Raw genomic sequence first — 18,469 nt, forward strand, 5'->3', positions numbered from 1 at the left:
ACTTTTTCGTGACATACCGAGCCACTGCGAGGGCAAGCCATGCGTCAGAAACTGCTTTCCACCCTGATCGGCGTCGGCAGTATCGGCTGCGGCGAGCCGCTGCTGGCAGACCAATGGTCGTTGGCGGCTGGCTTGGGGACCACCGGCATCGGCGGCAACGTGAGCTGGCGTTTCTCGGAGCACTTTGCGCTCACGGCCGGTTACAGCGGTTTCACCTACGATGGTCTCGATCGCGAGATCAACGATGTCGAGTATCGCGGCGATGTCGATGCCGACATCTATAGCCTGAAGCTCGATATCTATCCTAGCCCCGACAGTGGCTTCTTCCTCTCCGCGGGGCTTGTGCGCCCCGACATACAGATTACCGCCATCGGGCGTCTCGGCCTGCCCACCTGGGTACCGGACAGCGTCACGCTGGATGATGGCCGGGTCATCGACATCAACGAGCTCGCCAGCGTGGATGCCCGAGGTGAAGTCTCCGATAACCTCGAGCCCTATCTCGGCATCGGCTGGCGCTCCAGCGCGCGGCAAGGGTTCGGCTTCTACGCTGAGGCGGGCGCGTTCTGGGTCGACCCCGACGTCTCGCTGTCGCCGCGCGCCTCGACCGGCGACCCCCGCGGCGATGCGCTGCTGCGGCGCTACGTGGAAGCTGAGGAAGCCGATGTGCGCGACGAGATCGACAAGTACGACGTCTATCCCGTGGTCGTGCTGGGTGTGCAGTACACGTTCTGACGGCAGCTAGCATCAGGCAGGACGATATCTCGAGGCATTCTCTCAAGAAACGCTCTTAAGACGCTCTCTCGAGCTGTTCTCTCGAGATGCCCTGCTTGGATAAGCCGGCGCTGAAATACCCCCCGAAAGGTTCTCTTATCGGCTCATGGCTGACGCGAGATTCAGATGATTATCGACCCGTCGTACAGGGAGAGGTCGACGATCATCTATCGATAAGAGAACACTCGGGGGATTCATGCAGCGATTGAGACTTTGCTTTCTGTTGGGGATCGCCGGTTTCGGCATCCAGACGCCGGCCATGGCGGCGGACAACTGGTCACTCGCCGCGACGGCGGGCACGATCGGGTTTGGCGGTAACGTCAGCTGGCGGTTTGCCGATCACTTCGCCCTGACCACGGGCTATAGCGGTTTCACCTACGATGACCTCGATCGCGAAGTCAGCGGTATCGACTATTTTGGCGACATCGAGGCGGATATCTATAGCCTGAAGCTCGATATCTATCCGTGGGTCGACAGCGGTTTCTTCCTGTCGGCGGGTGCCGTGCGTCCGGATATCCAACTGCGCGCGGTTGGTCGTCCCAATTCGCGAGATGGCCTACCTCCGAGCGTGACGCTGGGAAACGGGAATGTCGTCGCCACCGACGACCTGATTGGCCTGGATGGTCACGCCGAGCTTTCCGACGGGATCGAGCCCTATCTCGGCATCGGCTGGAGAAGTACCTCCCGCGAGGGGCTGGGATTCTATGCCGAGGCGGGCGCTTTCCTGATCAATCCGGAGGTCTCGCTGTCGCCGCGCACGCGCACCAGTCATCCCACGGTCAATGCGCTGCTGCAGCGCTACGCCGACGAGGAGGAGCAGGACGTGCAGGACGAACTCGACAAGTATTCGGTCTATCCCGTGGTCGTGCTGGGGCTGGAATACACCTTCTGAGCGTTGTGCGGAAGCGGCCAGATCCAGGGCCGGTCGCTTTCCGCGTCGCCTCTCCGCATTGGTCGTCCGCGCCTTGCCCCGGCGTCTCTGCCTTCTGGTGTCACGGCTGCCGTGGCGACATGCGTCTTCTGACGTGTTGCTTTCTTGTCGCTGAGCAGCCGCTATAGTGGAACTCTTCGTTCGAAGGGATCACTTTCGAGAGGCATCGCTTTCGAGGGGTGTCATCGCGCTCGGAGAACGCGATGATGCCACCTATCCGTTTTACAGCCGCAAGGATGCGCATGCGTACCGTTGACCCGTCGCGCCGCGTCGGCCCCTTTCTCGGGGCGGCGCTGGCCTTTGCCACCGTGATGATCGGCACCACGATGCCGACGCCGCTCTATCCGCTTTACCAGCAGCAGTTCGGTTTCTCGCAGCTGACCATTACCGTCATCTTCGCGGTCTACGCCGCGGGCGTGATCGCGGCGTTGCTGATTGCCGGGCGCTGGTCGGATCAGCTCGGTCGACGGCCGATGCTGCTGGCCGGGTTGCTGTTGTCGGCACTGAGCGATCTGGTCTTCTGGCAGGCCGACGGGCTCGCCATGATGCTGTTGGGGCGGGTGTTTTCGGGAATCTCGGCGGGTATCTTCACCGGTACCGCGACCGTCGCGGTGATGGAGCTGGCGCCCGAGCGCTGGAAACGGGGCGGTACGCTGGTGGCGACCGCGGCGAACATGGGCGGGCTGGGGCTCGGGCCGATGCTGGCCGGCGCTCTGGCGCTAGCCTTGCCGCTGCCGCTGGTTGTCCCCTATCTCGTCCACCTGGCCCTGGCGCTGTTGGCGATCGCCTGCCTCTGGTACGCGCCGGAGACAGTCGAGAGGCCGGCGCGGGTACGCCTGCGCGTGCAGCGCCCCCAGGTGCCGGCGGAAGTCCGCGGTGTCTTCGTGCCCGCAGCGACCGCCGCCTTCGCCGGGTTCATGGTGTGCGGTTTCGCGACCTCGGTCACGCCGGCCTTCGTCGGCGGCGAGCTCGGTCATCACAACCCGCTGTTGATCGGTGTGGTCGCCGGTCTTCTGTTCATCGCCTCGACCGGGGGACAGATGCTGCAGGAGAGGCTCCCGAGCGCGAAGCGCCTGCCGATCGGCTGCGGCGTACTGTTGGTCGGGGTATTGCTGCTGGCCTGGGGCATGGCGGCCGAGACCCTCGCCGGCTTTCTGCTTGGCCCGGCGGTCGCCGGTGTCGGTCAGGGCATCGCCTTCCGTGCCGGGCTGGGTGCCGTGGCGGCAGCCAGCCCGGCCGAGCGCAAGGCGGCGGTTGTCTCGACCTTCTTCGTGGTGGCCTACGTGGCGATTTCCGTCCCGGTGATCGGTATCGGCCTCATGGCCAGTCTCGTCTCGCTTCAGCTCACCGGACTGATCTTCGCCGGGCTGGTGGCGCTGCTCTGTGTGGTTGCCATGCTGCTGTTGCATCGGTCCGGCAGGGCTGGCGCAACGGCCTGAGCGTGTGTCGCCGGCCCGTGGCATCGGGCGCTCTGGTATCATGTCGGCGTTCGTTGCCAACCCTGGCTTCCCGCCGCCGATCTTCAGGAGTGCCCGATGACCGCCTCGCCCGATACGCTTACCATTCGCCGCCCCGACGACTGGCATCTCCATCTGCGTGACGGTGCGGTCACCGAGACGGTGCTGCCGTACACCAGTGCCATTTTCGGCCGCGCCATCATCATGCCCAACCTGGTGCCGCCGGTCACGACGCTCGAAGCGGGTACGGCCTATCGCGAACGTATTCTCGCGGCGCTACCGGCCGGCCACGACTTCACCCCGCTGATGACCTGCTATCTCAACGAAAGCGTGGCGGCAGAGACGCTCGAGCGCGGGCACGCCGAAGGCCTCTTCACCGCGGCCAAGCTCTATCCGGCCAATGCCACCACCAACTCCCAGCACGGGGTGAAGCGCATCAGCGATGTCTACCCGCTGCTGGAGACGATGCAGCGTATCGGCATGCCGCTGCTGGTCCACGGCGAAGTGACGCGTGGCGAGATCGATATCTTCGATCGCGAAAAGGTCTTCATCGACGAAGTGATGAGCGACATTCGCCGCCAGTTCCCCGAGCTCAAGGTGGTGTTCGAACATATCACGACGAAAGACGCCGCCCAGTTCGTGCTCGAAGGCGATGAATTCCTCGGCGCCACGCTGACCCCCCAGCATCTGGCGCAGAACCGCAACGACATGCTGGTCGGTGGCATTCGCCCGCACCTCTATTGCCTGCCGATCCTGAAGCGCCAGGAGCATCAGCGCGCGCTGCGCCAGGCCGTCGCCAGCGGTCATCCGCGCTTCTTCCTTGGCACCGACTCCGCGCCCCACGTCACCGCGGCCAAGGAGACCGCCTGCGGCTGTGCCGGCGTCTTCAACGCCGAGGCCGCGCTCTCCGTCTACGCCGACGTGTTCGAGCAGGAAGGGGCGCTCGAACACTTCGAGGCGTTCTGCTCGGAGAACGGCCCGCGCTTCTACGGCCTGCCGCTGAACGAGGGCACGGTCACGCTGACGCGCCAGCCGACGCCGGTGGCCGCGTCGGTCGGTACGGGCGATAACACCTTCGTGCCCTACCAGGCCGGTGAGTCGCTGACCTGGCAGGCGACGCGCGACGACTGACGTTTGGTCGTCGGCCCGGAGACGCCACGCCGAGAACGCCTGTCCAGATAAGCCAACGGCCCGCCAACATCGCGTTGGCGGGCCGTTTGTTTTTGCCAGTGAACCGTTTTGGCGGTCGTGGCGTCCATCAGTTCGAAACGCCGATCAGTTCGCGGTGGCCTCGGTGAGCATCGCGCCCTTGCGTAGATGCTCGGGCTCGCGGACCAGCGTCGAGCCGGCGAGACTCACGGCGGCGGCAAACATGACGTAGAACGCCGGCGCCATCGGGTTGCCGGTAACATCGATCAGCCAGGTGATGATGAAGCCGGCGAAACCGCCGAACAGCATTACCGCCAGGTTATAAGCGATCGAGAGCCCGGTAGAGAGCACCCGTGGCGGCAGGATCTCGGAGAAGGTCACCACCACCACACCGGTGTAGCCGGAGATCGCGATCCCCAGGATCAGCTCGCAGAGCAGCAGCGAGCCCAGGCCGGGGAAGTGGTTGATCATCGCGAACATCGGATAGATCAGCACGAGGATGGCGAGCGACGAGCCGATCAGCCACGGCCGACGGCCGGTGCGGTCGGCGAGATGACCGGCGATCGGCGTGCACAGTGCGAGCACACAGCCGCCGAGCATCCCGCCGGCGAAGCCGACGCGCTCCGGCAGCTCGAGAAAGCGCTGCGAGTAGCTCGGCAGATAGAAGAGGATCGCGTAGGAGCAGACCGTCCACAGCGCCACCAGCGAGAAGCTGACCAGCGTCTCGCGGGGATAGCGGCGCACGATCTCCGCCAGCGGCGAGTGCGATCGCTCGTCGGCCTTGAGCACGCCGGGCTCCTTGAGCCGCCGGCGTATATAGAACCCGAGCGGCCCGGCGAGTGCGCCGAGGATGAACGGCATGCGCCAGCCCCAGGCGTGCAGCGACTCGGTCGACATCGCCAGGCTCAAAAGCGTCCCGCTGGCCGCGCCGAGCAGGATCGCCACGCCGATGCTCGACTGGATCCAGCTGGCATAGAACGCCTTGCGCTTGAGCGGGGCGTGCTCGGTCAGAAACGCCGCGGCGCTGCCCATCTCGCCGCCCGCGGCGAGCCCCTGGGCGAGACGCGCGATGACGATCAGGATGGGCGCCCACACCCCGATCTGCTCGTAGGTCGGGGCGATACCGATCAGCAGGGTCGCGCCCGCCATCAGCATGATGGTGAGCATCAACGCCGGCCGACGTCCGACGCGGTCGGCATAGATCCCCAGCAGGATGCCGCCGAACGGGCGGATCACGAAGCCGACACCGAAGGTGCCGAGCGCCAGCAGCAGCGAGGTCATCTCGTCGTCGCTGGGGAAGAACTGCGTCGCGATGATCGCGGCAAAGAAGCTGTAGACGGTGTAGTCGAACCACTCGAGACCGTTGCCGATCACGGTGGCCACGATCGCGCGGCGGCGCTGGCTGGCGTCGGCGTCGTGGGGAGAGGCGGCGTCGCGCATCAGGAGCTCCGAGTCGAGGTTGAGAGATCGCCGAGGTCGGCTGCGGGGTTGGCGAGCGTGGCCTCGAGCGAGATGAGTGCCGCGTCGAAACGTGACGCCGCGTGCGCGAGTGCGTCATCTATCGCGCCTTCCCGCGGAAAGGCCGACGGCAGTTCGGCCAGCGCGGCATCGAGGACGGCCTGACGGCTCGTCCGACGCTGGACTGCCGGCAAGGCGAACAGCGCGTGGTGCAGGCGATCGAGTCGCGCGGGCGAGAACACGGCATCCCAGCGCTCGCGTTCGGTACCGAGGGCACTCGGCGTCGGGCGGTCACGGCGCAGCGCCTCGGTTTCGGCGTCGTCGACCGAGGCGCGCCCACTGGCGTCAGCGATGACGGCGACGCCGTAGTCGCGGCGCGCGGCGTCCCGCGAGACCAGCCCGCGCCGCACGTCGGCCAGTACCGCCTCGGGTTCGCGGTCGAAAGGATGCCCCCAGCCGCCGCCGCCCGGCGTGTAGAGCGCGATTTCGTCGTTTTCGGCCACGGCAAGCATGTCGATCTTGCCGAGCGATCGCGGCGCTTCGCCGGCCCGGTGCAGTTCGAGACGCGCGGGTTCGCCGGCGCCACCGCCCTGGCTACCCCAGGGGCGGAAGGTCAGGCGCTCCATGCCCCGCGCGAGCACGTGCCCCTGCGCGCCACGGATGCGAAAGCGCAGCATCTGGCCGCTGCCGCCACGCCACTGGCCCGGACCGGCGGAGTCTTCGCGCAGGCCGTAGCGGACGATCTCCAGTTCGGTTTCGGCTTCCACCGTCTCCACCGGGTTGTTGGAGAGGTTCGAGATGCTGCTGTCGCGGCCGTCGGCGCCGTCGAAGCCCGCGCGGCCGCCGGTGCCGCCGACCATCGGCTCGACCACCTGGACGTTCTGGCCGCCACCATGGCGCGCCGGCTCGGCAATCACCACCGGAATGATGGTACCGCCGCTGGCCGCCGGCATCGTCTCCGGCAGCGCCTGGCCGAGCACGCCGTTGAGCGCATCGTTGACGCGTACGGCGGCGGCGTGACGAACCCCGACGGCGGCGTTCGGCAGCGGATTGACCAGACTGCCTTTGGGGGCGGTGACGTCGATCGGCGCCAGCAGCCCGCCGTTGATCGGAATACCCGGATCGAGCGTGACCATCAGGGCGAGGACGCGCAGCGTCAGCCAGGCGTGCGGCCGGCCGTGGCTCGGAATATTGATCGCCGCGGCCACCTGCGGGTCGCTGCCGGTGAAATCGAGATGGATACGGCCGTCGGCCAGCGTCACCGCCAGCGCGATACGCACGGGCGCGCCGCTGCCGGCTTCGTCGTCGAGAAAGTCGCTGAAGCGGTAGGTCCCTTCGGGCACCTTCGCCAGCACCGCACTGCCGCGCCGCGCCGCGTACTCGACCAGGTCGCGCTGGACATCGAGCAGGGCGGCGACGCCGTGCTGGGCGATGGTCTGGCGAAGCCGCTCGCGGCCGGTGCCGACAGCGCCGATCATCGCGCGCAGATCGCCCATGTTGGCCTCCGGCGTACGCGAGTTGGCGCGCAGCAGGGCGGCCACGTCCTCGTTCAGCTCGCCGGCACGCATGATCTTCACCGGCGGGATCTGCAGGCCTTCCTGATAGATCTCGTGGTTGGTCGGCGAGATGCTGCTCGGCACCTTGCCGCCGACGTCGGACGCGTGCAGGAAGCCCCAGCCGTAGGCGACGATCTCGCCGTCATGGAAGAACGGCTCGAGAATGTGCAGGTCGGGCAGGTGCGTTGCCAGGCCGCCGGAGCGCGCGGGATCGTTGGTCAGGATCACGTCGCCGGGCTCGAGATCGCCGTAGCGTTCGCGCGCGGCCGCGAGCGTCGCCGTACAGTCGAGGCCGACGAAGCCGGAGACGCCGAGCGCCCGCGGGTAGGCGAAGAAACGCCCGTCGAGGCCGACCAGCGCGCAGCAGAAGTCGGCGGTCTCCTTGACGTAGAGGGTGCGCCCGGTGCGCTGCAGCGTCAGGCACATCTCCTCGGCGATGGCGGTCAGCTTGTTGCCGAGGATCTCCAGCGTGATGGGGTCGAGTTTCATGCGCGCGGCTCCTCGTCAGCGAAAGACTCGTCGGCATCGGCGGCGAGATGCAGGTTGCCCAGGGCGTCGACGCGGGCGTGCCAGCCGGGCAGGATCACCACGGTGGTGTCGTCCTGTTCGACGATGGCCGGCCCGGCAAAGCGATCATTGGCGCCCAGCTCGGCGCGGGCGTAGATGGCGGCCTCGTGCCACTCGCCATGCAGGAAGAGGCGACGATGCGTGCGCGGCGTGACGCCTTCGCCGGCGAAGCGCGACGGGCTGGTCGCGTCGACCAGCCGGCCGACCACGGCCAGGCGGATGGTCGAGACCTCGATCGGCGTGGGCTGGTCGCGGCCCTCGTCATTCCCGAAGCCTTCATCACGAAAGCCCTCATCTCGAAAACCATAATGAAGCTCGTGCTCGCGGTGGAACGCTTCGCGCAGGGTGGCGGCATCGAGCTCGGCCAGGCGGTCGGCGGCGAAGGCGACATTGAGCTCGTAGGCCTGGCCGGCGTAGCGCATGTCCAGCGCGGGCAGCAGCTGAACATCGTCGCCGTCAGCGCTCTCGAAGCCCTGATCGGCCAGCCAGTCGCGGGCCTCGTCGATCATCGTCGCCCAGCGGTTGGTGATCTCGCCGGCGGCCTCGTCATCCAGCGTCACGCGCAGGCTGCGTACGAAGTCGCGGCGCAGGTCGGCGGTCGCCGCGCCCAGGGCGCAGAAGGTACCCGGTTGCAGCGGCACCATCACGCGCGGCAGGCCCGCTTCCGCCGCCAGCCAGTTGGCGTGGGTCGGACCCGCGCCACCGAACGGCACCAGCGTGAAGTCGGCCGGGTCCAGGCCGCGCTGCGCCAGCCCCTTGCGCAGCTCCGCGGCCATCTGCGCGGTGGCGATCTCGAGCGCGCCGGCGGCGGCGCGCACGCCGGCGTCTTCGCCGCTCATCGCCAGACGCGCGGCGACCGCTTCCAGGGCCTGCGAGACGTCGCGGGTGTCGAGCGTCATGGTGCCGCCGGCGAAGACCTCGGCATCGAGCACACCGAGGGTCAGGTAGCAGTCGGTCACCGTCGGTTCGGTACCGCCACGGCCGTAGGCGATCGGACCGGGATCGGCGCCGGCGCTCTCCGGGCCGACCTTGAGCACGCCGAGTTCGTCGACCCAGACCTTGGAGCCGCCACCGGCGCCGATGGCGGAGACGCCGACCACCGGTACCACCAGCGGCATGCCGCCGATTTCCGTGCGCGTGACCATCTCCGGCGCGCGCGCCTGGGAGACCGCGATATCGCTGCTGGTGCCACCCATGTCGAAGGTGACCAAGCGCGAGACGTCCGCCTCGTTGCCCAGGCGAATCGCCGCGACCACGCCCGAGGCGGGGCCGGAAAGCACGGTGTCGATCGGCCGCGCCAGCGCCGTCGCCAGCGACATCGAGCCGCCGTTGGAGGTGGTGACCAGCAGCGGGGCGTCGATGCCGAGCTCGCCGATCAGCTCGGTCAGGCGCGCGAAGTAGCGATCCATCAGCGGCTGGATATAGGCGTTCAGCACCGCCGCCATGGTGCGCTCGTATTCACGAATTTCCGGCCAGGTCTGGGCGGCGGAGAGCACGCTGATCGTGCTGCCGTGGCGCGCAAGCGCGGCGGCGAGTTCGGTTTCCTGCTCCGGCTGGAGATAGCCGTTGATCAGCATGAGCACGGCGGCGTCGACGTCGAGCGCGGCCAGGTCGGCGGCGACGCGCTCGATCTCGGCGGCGTCGGGCCAGCGCGTGATCGCGCCGTCGCGGTCGAAGCGGGCGCCGATCTCGAGCACGTTCTCGCGCGGGATCAGCGGCGTCTCGCGAGTGGCGTGGAAGTCGAATGACGACGGCATGCGCGCGCGGCCGATCTCGAGAATGTCGCGGAAACCTTCCGACACGATCAGTCCGACCCGCGCGCCGCGCCGCTGGATGATCGCATTGAGCCCGATGGTGGTGCCGTGCTGGATCGCGGCGATGGCCGACGGCGGCAGTGCCTGCTCGGCGATCAGCCGGGCCAGGCCGTTGCCCACGGCCTGCGCCGGGTCGGCCGGCGTGCTCGGCTCCTTGTGGAAGATCGGTGCCTGTCGGCCGCTGGGGTCGAACAGCACGAAATCGGTGAAGGTGCCGCCGACATCGATGCCGACGCGGAAGTTGTTGTCGTTCTGGGCCATGTCAGAAGGAGCCAAGTGTCATCTCCGGCCGGGGCTATCCCGGCGCGCGCGTGGCGTCGTCGCCGGTCATCGAATCGGGTGTCGATGAGCGGCCGATGTGTTCAGGTCGGCCGCTCGGTAGAGGCGCATTCTACCTCAGTCATGTAGTTGTTTGTCTCTTCCGCATTCTCGACGCGGAAACGGGCGGTACGCGGATCGGCCACATAGCGACTCGTCCAGCGCGAGGCATCGCAGGCCAGTGCCAGCACACCGTCGAGAATTCGCTCGATCTGATCGTCGCTATGCAGATAGTGCAGGCTCAGCCGCACCCAACCCGGCTTGGCCAGCTCTTCGCCATTGTCTAGCCTGGCCAGCAGCGCCTCGGAGGCATCGCCGTCGATCGCCATCAGGCGATGGGCGTAGGGCCCGGCGCAGGCGCACCCGCCACGAGCCTGGATACCGTAGACGTCGGAGAGCATGCGGGTGAAGAGCTGGTGGTGAATCGGCGCGCCGTGTGCGTCTTCCACCTGGAACGAGAAAATCGGCAGCGCTGGTGTCGCCGGGTTGCCGAGCAGGCGCAGGCGCGGCTCGCCCTGCCAGCGTGCCAGCGCCCGCTCGCGCAGGGCCGCGTCGCGCTCGCGAATGAAATCGCCACCCACGGCGGCCTTGACCAGCAGTGCCAGCGCGGCGCGAATATCGCCGATCACGTTGGGCGTGCCACCCTCCTCGCGCGCTTCGACCCGGTCGCTGTAGCGGTGCTGCCACGGCGAGACGAAGCTGACCGTGCCGCCGCCCGGCTGGGTCGGGGCGTTGGCGTGGACCACGCTGTCGCGGAACACCAGCACGCCGGAAGCGCCCGGTCCGCCGACGAACTTGTGCGGCGAGAAGACGATGGCGTCCTTCTCGCAGTCCGCCGCCGGCGCCATGTCCATCGGCAGGTAGGGCGCGCCGCCGGCGTAGTCCCAGATCGCCAGCGCGCCGTGACGCTTCAGGCAGCGCGTGACCGCGTCTACGTCGGTGAGGGTGCCGGTGACGTTGGAGGCGGCGGAGAAGCTGCCGACGATCAGGGCGCTGCCGGCCGCTGCCGTGAGCGCCGCTGCCAGCGCGTCGAGGTCCGGTCCGCCCGCGGCGGCTTCGGGGATCTCGACGAGATCGGCGCCGCTCTCGCGCCACGGCAGCAGGTTGGAGTGGTGCTCGTAGGGGCCGATCAGCACGGTTATCCGTTCACCGGCGCGTACCCGCGCGGCGATGCCGAGCAGTGCCACGAGTCGATTGAGCCCCGCTGTGGCACCGGCGCCGTTGAAGACGACGTGGCAGCCCGCGCCGTTGACCTCAACGCGCACGACCTCCCGCGCCTCGGCGCGCAGCCGGGTCATCGCCTGGCCGCAGAAGGAGGCTTCGGTATGCGAGTTGGCATAGAAGGGCAGCACCTGTTCGGCGATAAAGCGCTCGACCTGGCGCAGGGCGCGTCCGGAAGCGACGTGGTCGGCGTAAAGCAGGCGCCGGCGGCCGAAGGGCGTGTCGAATTCGACGTCGTCGCCGATCACGCCGGCGCGCAGGCGGGCAACAACGTCGGGATGGGCCAGGGAGTCGCGGAACGCGTGCAGCGCGGACATGGTGTCTCTCTTGTCAGTCGGTGAAATCGGCCGGCGAAGCCGATCGATGCGACCTTAATGATACGAGAGCTGCCGTCGTTCACAGGTTGTAAGATTGACGACGAATCATGCCGATTGTGGAGAATTTGAACGAATGACAGGCGTCAAGCTGGATCATTACAACCTCGCCATTCTGCGAACGCTGCAAACGCATCCGACGCTTCCCCAGCGCGAGCTCGCCGAGCGCATCCATCTCTCCCAGAACGCCTGCTGGCGGCGGCTGAAGCAGCTCGAGTCAGCCGGCGTTATCCAGGGGACGCGGCTGGTGATCGGCCGCGAGGCGCTGGGCATCGATCTGGTGGTGTTCACCATGATCCGCACCCGCAGCCACTCGGCCGACTGGCTCACCGCCTTTCGCGAGCATGTGCTCGGCATTGACGAGATCAGCGACTTCTACCGCATCAGTGGCGACTATGACTATCTGCTCAAGATCGTCACCCGCGACATCGCCGGCTTCGACCGGGTCTACCAGCGCCTGATCGACGGCTTCGAGATCGACACCGTCACCTCCTACTTTGCCATGGAGGCGCTGGCCGAGAATCGCCCGCTGTCGCTGTAGCGGGGTTGCCCCGGGTTGCCGAGCTGTCGCAGCTTTCTTGCTGACCTCTCGCCGCTCCCTAGAACGACACGCTGGCGCCCAGCGTCACCTCCAGCGGCTCGCCGACCACCACACGGGTATTGCCGCCGCTCGACGGGTAGTAGGTGGTGTCGAAGAGATTCTTCATGTTGAGCTGCAGATGGGTGGCGTCGCCCAGCCAGCCGTTGTCCCAGGCGACGAAGGCGTCGGCCACGGTGTAGTCGTCGAGCGTGAAGCTGTTGGCGTCGTCGCCTGCGCGCGAACCGACGTAGCGCACGCCGCCGCCGACCCGCCAGCGACCGTAGTCCGGGTTCAGCGGCAATGCCTGCGCCAGCAGCAGCGATGCGGTATGACGAGCGACGTTGGGCAGCTCGTTGCCTTCGGTGCCTCCGTCGGCATCGTCGAGAATCTCGGCGTCGGTCCAGGCGTAGTTGGCGAGCAGCGAGGTAGTCTCGGTCAGTTGCCCCTGCAACGAGAGCTCCACGCCCTGCAACCCGCTCTTGCCGATGGCTCGCGAGGTGCCGTTGTCGCTGACGACGACGTTCCCCTTGGTAATGTCGAACCAGGCCAGCGAGGCTTCCAGGCGATCGCCGAGCAGGCGTCGCTTCAGGCCGACTTCCCAGCCGCGCCCTTCTTCGGGATCGAAGGTCCGGCCGCTGTCGCTGTCCGGCGAGTTGGGCACGAAGGATTCGCTGTAGCTCACGTAGGCCGAGGTTCGCGGGTCGATCCGGTAGAGCAGGCTGGCGTGGGGCAGGAAGACGGTGTCGTCGGTATCGGTCTCGACTTCGAAAGGACGCCCCTGGCCGCCGTACTGTTCGGTGTACTGGTAGCGCCCGCCGAGGCCCAGAATCCAGCGTTCGCCGAGGTGGAGGTTGTCATCGATGTAGGCAGCGGTGGCGTTGATTTCGTCGAGCCGATGGCTGCGCCCGGTCTGGTAGGTGGCGCCGTCGAGATCGATATCGCCATCGTCCGGATCGTAGATGGAGATCGTGTCGGTCTCGCCGAGATAGCGGTCGGCGAGATAGTCGCGGCGGCGTTCGTGGTCGAGCCCCAGGGTCATCTCGTGGCGCACCCCGGCCAGTTCGATGTCGCCGAGCAGCTCGGCGGCGGTGTAGATCACGCGCCGGTCGAAGCCGTGGTTGGCGTCGGCACGGCGGCTGGCATTGCCGTCCTCATCGACGCTGAGCACGCGCGGCTGGCCGTCGTCGTACTGGCGACGGTTCCAGCCGTAGGTGAGGCGACTGGTCCAGGCCGGCGAGAGATCCTGCTCCCAGCGCGCGGTAAACGACTGGTCGTGCCCTTCGACGCCGGACCAGTCTTCGTCCAGCCGGCGTGTGCGCGGAATATCGACGGCCTGGCCATCGACAAAGGCCGTGCCGCGATCGAGCGTCAGATCATAGTCACGATACTCATAGGCGAGCCACAGCCGGGTGTCGTTGTCCTCCCATGACAGCGACGGCGCGATCACGGTCTGGCGATTGTTGCCGAAGTTGCGCCAGTAGTCCTCGTCCTGCTGGCCGACGATGACGCGAAACGCCGCGCCGGTGTCGCCCAGCGGGCCGGTGACATCGACGCTGGCAGTGCCGCCGCCGAAGGAGCTGCCCTGGCCGCTGATATGGCGCTGCCATTCGTATTGCGGCTTCTTGCTGACCAGGTTGATCACCCCGCCGGGCTCCTGGATGCCGTAGCGAAACGAGCCAGGCCCCTTGAGCACCTCGACGCGCTCGGTGGTGAACAGCGGAAAGACGTTGCGCGGCTGGCGGATGCCGTCGCGCAGGATCGATCCGTCGCTGTTGCTGCCGAAGCCGCGCTTGATAAAGCCCGCCTCGGTGCCGCCCATGGTGTTGGCCTGGGTGACGCCCGCGACATAGGCCATGGCGTCGGTCAGGGAGTCGGCGCCGCTGTCCGCGAGTACCTGGGCGGTGATCGCGTCGACGGTACGCGCCTCGGCCAGGAAGTCGGTCGCGCGACCGGTCGCTATCGTCGAGGCGCTCGGCCGATAGCCCGTGTCGGCGAGTGTGGTCGCAGTGACCACCACCGGGTCGAGGTCGGCATCGTTGGCGTCGGCGTTGGCGTAGGCATTGGTGTAGGTGATCGGCGATGCGAGAGGCGCCAGCAGCGCCAGCGAGAGCGGCGCAAGGCGCGGGAGGACAGTCGTCGAGGACATCTTGGGTTCCCGGAATGTGTCGTGGTGATCGATCTTGGCAAGAGAGGGCAGGATTGCCGCTATAGCCGGGCGGCCTCGGAGGCATAGTCCGCCTGGAAGGTGCCGTCGGCGGCGATGGGCATGAAGTCCCGATAGAGCGCCGTCAGCGTCGCTTGTGGATCCAGCGCGCCGCACTGCTGCGGATGCAGCCAACCGGCGATCGCCTGCAGCGCCACCGGGGCGAACGGGCCCTGGTGATAGCCGTGCCAGAGCGCGTGCAGCCGCCCGGCCTTGATCGCGCTCAGCGCCGGCCAGCCGGCACGGCGTGCGACGACGGCGGCCAGGTCCTGCTGCGTCCGTGCTGGGTCGACGCCGAAACCGGCGCGCACCGAATCGTCGCTGCGCCAGCGGGCGGCGGTGGCGATGATCACGTCGGGGTCGCTGGCCAGTACGGCTTCCGGGCTCAGCACGTTCTCGGTGCCGGGGCTGAAGCCGGCGGCGATATTGTCGCCCTCGGCGTCAGCGACCAGATCGGCGAGACCGCTGTCGAAGTTGCTGCGACAGCAGTCGACCTTGAGTCCGGGCGCGATGTCGATCAGCACGCGCGGGCGCTGCGTCAAGCCCTCGAGGCAGTCGTCGACGCGGGTGCTGGCCGCCTGCAGTCGGGCGATCAGCGCATCGGCGCGGGGGGAGACGCCAAGCGCTCGGCCCAACAGCGCCAGCGAGCGGGGGCCGTCGACCAGCGGGTGCCGGCGAAAATCGACGAACAGGACCGGAATCTCCAGCGCGTCGAGCTGGCGCAGTCGCGGCGAGCCCTGCCAGTCGGCATAGCGCGAGATATCGGCGACGATCAGATCCGGCGCCAGCGAGGCCAGTGCCTCGGCGCTCACCAGGCCATTGGCGGCGCCCCCGAGCTGCGGCAGCGAGGTCAGCGCGGGAAAGGCGCTCTCGAAGCGTCGCTGCGCCTCGTCGTCGAACCCGGCCAGTGACCCGCGCCAGCCGCTCAAGCGAGCCACGGGGTCGGGCAGCAGCGCGGCCAGCGCAAACAGGTGGCGCGGATTATCGAGAAAGAGATGGCGAGGCGACGCTTCGAGCGTGACCTGGCGGCCGGCGAGATCGGTCAGCGTGATCGGGAAGTCGTCGGCGCCGACCGGGCCGGCGGCCGCCACGCTGAGCAGCAGCGCGAGCCATGACCAACCGCGGCGCAGGAGAAGCGCGAACTGGAGAAGGGCAGCCGGATATTGGCGGAGGGAAGAGACAGGCATCGGCTTTCTTCTAGATGTTTTATTGGAATCATTATCATTTACATCTACCGAAATGGCAACGCCGGGTCACGGCTACTCAGGTGTGTTCGGCGCCGTTGTCGGGCCTGACATCAGGCGACGCCGTATCAGCGCTATAGGTCGTCGCGTGCGAAGTCTCGGATGAGCCAGTCATTGTCGCCCTGCGGGGCGATCCACAGCGGGATCGCGTTGGCCGAGCGCGGGCCGGAAGGGCTGCCGGTCGTCAACCAGCGCACCGCCCGGATCAGCCCGGAGTGGCCGACGATCAATGGGGTGTCGGCTTCTGCCAGCAGCGCGTTGAGCGTAGCGGCGATACGCGTGACGAACGTCTCCCAGGCTTCACCGCCGGCCGGCGTGCTCAGGTAGGGAATGGTATCGGGAATCGGCTGCCCCTCCAGCTCACCCCAGTGGCGCTCCATCAGGCCGTCGAGCAGCCGGTCGGGCGCGCGGCCCAGCGCCAGCTCGGCGGTATGGCGGGCACGCATCAGCGGGCTCGACACCGTCAGCGACCAGTCGATGTCGCCCAGCACCGCTCGCGCCTGTGTTGCCTCCGCCTCGCCGCGTGCCGTTAGCGGAACATCGTGCTGGCCGCCGATCCGGCGTTCGAGATTGCGCGTGCTCTGGCCGTGGCGCAGAAACACGAAAGGGCGGCGGACGAGGGCGAATGGTTGAGGCATGCCGCGTATCTCCGGGGCGTGAAGGGCTATCGACAGGCTAGCGTCCCGGTGCCTCCGATGCTGCCGGCTCCGGGTGCGGGACCTGCGCTACTCCGGTTTCAGATCGATCTGCAGCGAGGTGATCGGATGGCGCCTCAGTGCCCGCAATCCGCGGGCGAGAAAATGCTGTTTGTGGCGGCGGTCGAACAGCGGTGGATGGTGTCGAATGGTCGTAGAAATCTCGTTCTGCGCGATGCGTGACAACGCCGCTTCGTCGTAGAGATGCACGCCGGCAACAAACGCCGATTGGGCATGCTGGCGAATGCGTTCCATATGATAGGTATCACCACCGCTGTCGAGAATGACGGCGACGTCGAGGTTGTGGGGAGAACCGAGTGCGGCTATGACAAACCAGCACCGCTCGATATCGTCATTGTCCCGGCAGTAGCGATACAGCCAATCGAGAAAGGCCTTGGGATACAGGCGCCGCCGGGCGTCTGCCGCTGGGGCGGTCTCGTTCGGCGTTGTATGCATATTGGCAATACGTGCCAGCAGATTCAGTTGCTCGTATGTCAGCAATAGCCAGTCGTCACTTTCCGGACTCTCCATGATGCAGAGGACGAACTCTTCCTGCGCCGTTAGATGCAGGATGGCGAGCCCTGATACTTCAAGTAGCTCCAACCCTTCGGTATCGAGACTTTCGAGCATTAGCTCGCGGTTTCCTCCGGCGATGAGGCTATTTACGCCATTGGTCTCGCCAAAGGCGATACCCACCTGCCCGTTCTGCACTGGCTTTACGACAATGTGGAATTGGCGTGCCTGGAAGGCCTCGTAGAAAGCTTCGTAATCGTGGCCTTCAGCGGCCTCTCGTTGAATCGTACGCTTGGCGATTTCGAAGAGCGGGATCGTTGAGGAGGCTGTGTCTGGTGAAGTCGAGGGCATCGTACGGGCTCGCTGATATCTAGGGATAGACGCACTGTGCCGAGTTGGGCTCAGACGATAGCCGCTCAAAGCATGAACGATTGCCTGTCAAATCAAAAGGGTAAAGAGCGCCTGCGTGGTCTCCGGTGCTATCTGATGCATTCCGGCCCGGTCTGAGTACCATGTTGGTTATATCGTGATTTGTCTCGCTTCTGGCGTCGCGGCACACTGCAAAAACCCCCTGCTTTCGAGGACTTCGCATGACCCACTGCGTTCCGCCGCTTCGCCTGCATATCCACACCGATCCCGATTTCCGTCAGTCGCGTGACTTCGCGGAGGCGCGGGTCCTCGCAATTCGCGACGAGTTCGAGGGCCTGGCGGCGAGGCTCGCGTTGAGCTTCAGTCAGGACGAAGCCGACCTGGAGGCGGCGCTGGCCGAGGTCGAGGTGCTGATCGTGGTCGGCGCGCTGGACCTGGCCGATGTCGCTGCCCGCGCGCCCCGGCTGCGCTGGATCCATATCACCAGTGCCGGCGTCGATCGGGTGCCGCTGGATCGCCTGCCGCCACAGGTGCTGGTGACCAATGCTAAGGGCAATCACGAGGCGCGCACGCGCGAGTTCTCGATGACCGCGCTGTTGATGCTCAACAACCAGCTGCCGCTGTTTGTGACGCAGCAGCGAGAGCGGCGGTGGGCGCAGGCAGCGCTCGAGCCGATCGAGGGCAAGACGGTGGTGATTCTCGGGATGGGGGCGTTGGGCAGCGCGGCGGCGCGCGCGGCGAAGCAGCTTGGTCTGAAGGTGGTTGGTGTCAGTCGCTCGGGCAAGGCGCACGAACTGGCCGATATCAGCCTGCCGCAGAGCCGGTTGAAGGAAGCGCTGGCGGACGCTGACTTCCTGCTGATTACGCTGCCGCTGACGCCCGAGACCCATAGTGTCGTCGGTGAGGCCGAGCTGGCGGCGATGCCGGCGCACGGCGGGGTGATCAACATCGGCCGAGGGCCGGTGCTGGATGTCGCCGCGCTGGCCCAGCGGCTGGAGGCCGGCCAACTGCGCGGCGCGGTGCTGGATGTCTTCCCCGAGGAGCCGCTGCCGGCGGACTCCCCTTACTGGCGCACGCGCAACCTGATCGTGCTCCCGCACAGTGGGCTCTACGACGCCGACTACGTACCGCGCTGTCTGCGCTTCTTTTTCGCCAACGTCGAGCGGTATCTGGACGATCGGCCGCTGGAGAACCGGGTCGATACGGCGTTGGGCTACTAGCCGCCGTCGATCGCGTCGCCCGGCCTGAC

General features: G+C 67.0%; 14 protein-coding genes. 6 read left to right on the forward strand and 8 right to left on the reverse strand.

The window, feature by feature from the left end:
* Positions 1 to 39 precede the first annotated feature (39 nt).
* From MC381_RS01210 to pyrC, 4 genes are all read left to right on the forward strand, one after another.
* Entirely contained in the window at positions 40 to 732 is a 693-nt protein-coding gene (locus MC381_RS01210) for a hypothetical protein (RefSeq protein ID WP_251975895.1), read from the forward strand.
* A 235-nt stretch (positions 733 to 967) separates the two neighbouring features.
* Positions 968 to 1,663, forward strand: coding sequence for a hypothetical protein (locus MC381_RS01215; protein WP_251975896.1), 696 nt, complete (start codon positions 968 to 970; stop codon positions 1,661 to 1,663).
* A 281-nt stretch (positions 1,664 to 1,944) separates the two neighbouring features.
* Positions 1,945 to 3,141 (forward strand): MFS transporter, encoded by a 1,197-nt coding sequence (locus MC381_RS01220; protein WP_251975897.1) that lies wholly within the window; start codon positions 1,945 to 1,947, stop codon positions 3,139 to 3,141.
* Positions 3,142 to 3,237: 96 nt separating this feature from the next.
* Positions 3,238 to 4,290, forward strand: a complete 1,053-nt coding sequence (gene pyrC / locus MC381_RS01225) for a dihydroorotase (protein ID WP_251975898.1) — start codon at positions 3,238 to 3,240, stop codon at positions 4,288 to 4,290.
* Positions 4,291 to 4,434: 144 nt separating this feature from the next.
* Here pyrC and MC381_RS01230 read toward each other — a convergent pair whose 3' ends face one another.
* From MC381_RS01230 to MC381_RS01245, 4 genes are all read right to left on the reverse strand, one after another.
* Positions 4,435 to 5,748 (reverse strand): MFS transporter, encoded by a 1,314-nt coding sequence (locus MC381_RS01230; RefSeq protein ID WP_251975899.1) that lies wholly within the window; start codon positions 5,746 to 5,748, stop codon positions 4,435 to 4,437.
* Positions 5,748 to 7,811 carry a hydantoinase B/oxoprolinase family protein gene (locus MC381_RS01235; RefSeq protein WP_251975900.1) on the reverse strand — a complete coding sequence of 688 codons (2,064 nt, stop codon included), beginning with the start codon at positions 7,809 to 7,811 and terminating at the stop codon, positions 5,748 to 5,750. The genes MC381_RS01230 and MC381_RS01235 overlap by 1 nt, the downstream gene beginning before the upstream one ends.
* Entirely contained in the window at positions 7,808 to 9,979 is a 2,172-nt protein-coding gene (locus MC381_RS01240) for a hydantoinase/oxoprolinase family protein (RefSeq protein WP_251975901.1), read from the reverse strand. Before MC381_RS01240 ends, MC381_RS01235 begins: the two co-directional genes overlap by 4 nt.
* A gap of 86 nt (positions 9,980 to 10,065) precedes the next feature.
* The gene (locus MC381_RS01245; RefSeq protein ID WP_251975902.1) at positions 10,066 to 11,559 is read right to left on the reverse strand and encodes an aminotransferase class V-fold PLP-dependent enzyme; all 1,494 of its coding nucleotides are present in this window, start codon (positions 11,557 to 11,559) and stop codon (positions 10,066 to 10,068) included.
* A 133-nt stretch (positions 11,560 to 11,692) separates the two neighbouring features.
* Here MC381_RS01245 and MC381_RS01250 point away from each other — a divergent pair, with 133 nt between their 5' ends.
* A complete protein-coding gene (locus tag MC381_RS01250) occupies positions 11,693 to 12,157 on the forward strand; it encodes an Lrp/AsnC family transcriptional regulator (protein WP_251975903.1) in 465 nt (154 codons plus the stop codon).
* Positions 12,158 to 12,215: 58 nt separating this feature from the next.
* Here the strand turns inward: MC381_RS01250 and MC381_RS01255 are convergent, their stop codons facing one another.
* From MC381_RS01255 to MC381_RS01270, 4 genes are all read right to left on the reverse strand, one after another.
* Positions 12,216 to 14,342, reverse strand: a complete 2,127-nt coding sequence (locus tag MC381_RS01255) for a TonB-dependent siderophore receptor (RefSeq protein ID WP_251975904.1) — start codon at positions 14,340 to 14,342, stop codon at positions 12,216 to 12,218.
* 59 nt (positions 14,343 to 14,401) lie between these two features.
* Positions 14,402 to 15,586 carry an ABC transporter substrate-binding protein gene (locus MC381_RS01260; RefSeq protein ID WP_251975905.1) on the reverse strand — a complete coding sequence of 395 codons (1,185 nt, stop codon included), beginning with the start codon at positions 15,584 to 15,586 and terminating at the stop codon, positions 14,402 to 14,404.
* A gap of 131 nt (positions 15,587 to 15,717) precedes the next feature.
* Positions 15,718 to 16,281 (reverse strand): histidine phosphatase family protein, encoded by a 564-nt coding sequence (locus tag MC381_RS01265; RefSeq protein ID WP_251975906.1) that lies wholly within the window; start codon positions 16,279 to 16,281, stop codon positions 15,718 to 15,720.
* An 87-nt stretch (positions 16,282 to 16,368) separates the two neighbouring features.
* The gene (locus MC381_RS01270) at positions 16,369 to 17,202 is read right to left on the reverse strand and encodes a hypothetical protein (RefSeq protein WP_251975907.1); all 834 of its coding nucleotides are present in this window, start codon (positions 17,200 to 17,202) and stop codon (positions 16,369 to 16,371) included.
* A 239-nt stretch (positions 17,203 to 17,441) separates the two neighbouring features.
* Between MC381_RS01270 and MC381_RS01275 the strand changes: the two genes are divergently transcribed.
* Positions 17,442 to 18,440, forward strand: coding sequence for a D-2-hydroxyacid dehydrogenase (locus MC381_RS01275; protein WP_251975908.1), 999 nt, complete (start codon positions 17,442 to 17,444; stop codon positions 18,438 to 18,440).
* Positions 18,441 to 18,469: the final 29 nt, after the last annotated feature.

It is taken from the genome of Salinicola avicenniae, from assembly GCF_023736115.1.
Taxonomy (GTDB): domain Bacteria; phylum Pseudomonadota; class Gammaproteobacteria; order Pseudomonadales; family Halomonadaceae; genus Salinicola; species Salinicola avicenniae.

What these genes read in the sequence shown, in the direction of transcription:
- MC381_RS01210 (WP_251975895.1), top strand. Translation starts at nt 40, where the DNA reads ATGCGTCAGAAACTGCTTTCCACCCTGATCGGCGTCGGCAGTATCGGC.
- MC381_RS01215 (WP_251975896.1), top strand. Translation starts at nt 968, where the DNA reads ATGCAGCGATTGAGACTTTGCTTTCTGTTGGGGATCGCCGGTTTCGGC.
- MC381_RS01220 (WP_251975897.1), top strand. Translation starts at nt 1,945, where the DNA reads ATGCGTACCGTTGACCCGTCGCGCCGCGTCGGCCCCTTTCTCGGGGCG.
- pyrC (WP_251975898.1), top strand. Translation starts at nt 3,238, where the DNA reads ATGACCGCCTCGCCCGATACGCTTACCATTCGCCGCCCCGACGACTGG.
- MC381_RS01230 (WP_251975899.1), bottom strand. Translation starts at nt 5,748, where the DNA reads ATGCGCGACGCCGCCTCTCCCCACGACGCCGACGCCAGCCAGCGCCGC.
- MC381_RS01235 (WP_251975900.1), bottom strand. Translation starts at nt 7,811, where the DNA reads ATGAAACTCGACCCCATCACGCTGGAGATCCTCGGCAACAAGCTGACC.
- MC381_RS01245 (WP_251975902.1), bottom strand. Translation starts at nt 11,559, where the DNA reads ATGTCCGCGCTGCACGCGTTCCGCGACTCCCTGGCCCATCCCGACGTT.
- MC381_RS01250 (WP_251975903.1), top strand. Translation starts at nt 11,693, where the DNA reads ATGACAGGCGTCAAGCTGGATCATTACAACCTCGCCATTCTGCGAACG.
- MC381_RS01255 (WP_251975904.1), bottom strand. Translation starts at nt 14,342, where the DNA reads ATGTCCTCGACGACTGTCCTCCCGCGCCTTGCGCCGCTCTCGCTGGCG.
- MC381_RS01260 (WP_251975905.1), bottom strand. Translation starts at nt 15,586, where the DNA reads ATGCCTGTCTCTTCCCTCCGCCAATATCCGGCTGCCCTTCTCCAGTTC.
- MC381_RS01265 (WP_251975906.1), bottom strand. Translation starts at nt 16,281, where the DNA reads ATGCCTCAACCATTCGCCCTCGTCCGCCGCCCTTTCGTGTTTCTGCGC.
- MC381_RS01270 (WP_251975907.1), bottom strand. Translation starts at nt 17,202, where the DNA reads ATGCCCTCGACTTCACCAGACACAGCCTCCTCAACGATCCCGCTCTTC.
- MC381_RS01275 (WP_251975908.1), top strand. Translation starts at nt 17,442, where the DNA reads ATGACCCACTGCGTTCCGCCGCTTCGCCTGCATATCCACACCGATCCC.